This is a genomic window from Bacillus sp. LR--39 (assembly GCF_053613335.1).
Map to the genome: position 1 here is coordinate 1 of NZ_JBSIOT010000314.1, position 1,087 is coordinate 1,087.

Below are 1,087 nucleotides of genomic sequence, written 5' to 3' on the forward strand. Positions count from 1 at the left end.
AAAGCAGAAAGCGACATTTCCGCTTTCCGAATGATCTCTTGATTTCTCAATTGATTTCCTCCTCCTTGACTGGTTTTACAGCAGTCCGCTCCAGATTGGTTTTTTGACTTGCTCTGTATTGCCGCCCGTATCGTCCGCTGTCTGCTTAGACGCGCCTCGCGCTTTTTCCAAAGCCTCGATGCGTTCGATCAGCGGGGCAAGCATGTCTTCAACGAGCTTTTTCAGACGCTCGTCATCACCCGTCTGCTCCGGCTTTTCCTCCGTGTCTGTGTTTTTTTCAATCCGCTCAAGCCGTTTGAGCAGAGGGTAAAGCGCATGCTCGAATGATTCTTTCATGTCTTCTTTTCTCATTTCTTCAGTCTCCTTCCCTGTTTTGTCAGCAAGCATTTGCTTGAATACACTAAAGAACCCTGCTTTTTCGACCGGTTCTTCTTCATACACATCTGCATTGCCCGCCATGCTGTAGCCGGTGATGATTCCAGCCTTGATCTGTTCCCACACCTCGTCAGACGCTCTTGTCACGAGCACCCATGAGCCCTTTGTAATCCGCTTTGACCCGATCATAAAATCATCGGGCGCCACATAGGACTCGACCACGACGCCGGTTCCGCCCTCAAAGCTGTGATTGATATCAATCTCCCGTGCCTCCGCGAGAAAACCGTGCGCCGCTTTTTCAATTTCCTCGGCGGTCATAAAATCGCCGTGTGCATCAGGAACATCAGGCTCATACACGATTCCGTACACGAGCTTTTGTTCATCCTGCTCACTTTTTGTAAACAGCCGAACCTTTTTTTCAAATGACGGAGGTTTGGCTGACTTCGTAAAGAAAAATTCTGTCTGGTTAGCCGCCTTGTCCACATAACTGACAAAGCTGATTTTGGCATTTCTTAATTCTCGCGCCACCTGCTTGATTCACCTCCCTTCAGGACGTTTTGATATCTTCGATGCTTTCTTTCAACTCCTGCATGAGCACAGTCAGGTTTGTCTTTTCCGCATCCTGTCCTGCAGGCCGTTTATAAATGTCCTCAGGCCACTCCTCAAGTGTTTTCCCAAGCACCCGTCCGGCAAGGTCGCGTAAATCATTCGG

Annotated in this window: 1 protein-coding gene and 1 pseudogene; both read right to left on the minus strand. The window is 49.0% G+C overall.

Annotated elements, in window-relative coordinates; genetic code table 11:
• Window positions 1-75: 75 nt before the first annotated feature.
• Window positions 76-903 carry an XkdF-like putative serine protease domain-containing protein gene (locus tag ACWHAR_RS22810; protein WP_452087916.1) on the minus strand — a complete coding sequence of 276 codons (828 nt, stop codon included), beginning with the start codon at window positions 901-903 and terminating at the stop codon, window positions 76-78.
• Between the two features lie 19 nt (window positions 904-922).
• Window positions 923-1,087 (minus strand): annotated as a pseudogene (locus ACWHAR_RS22815) (phage portal protein); the annotation flags it as partial.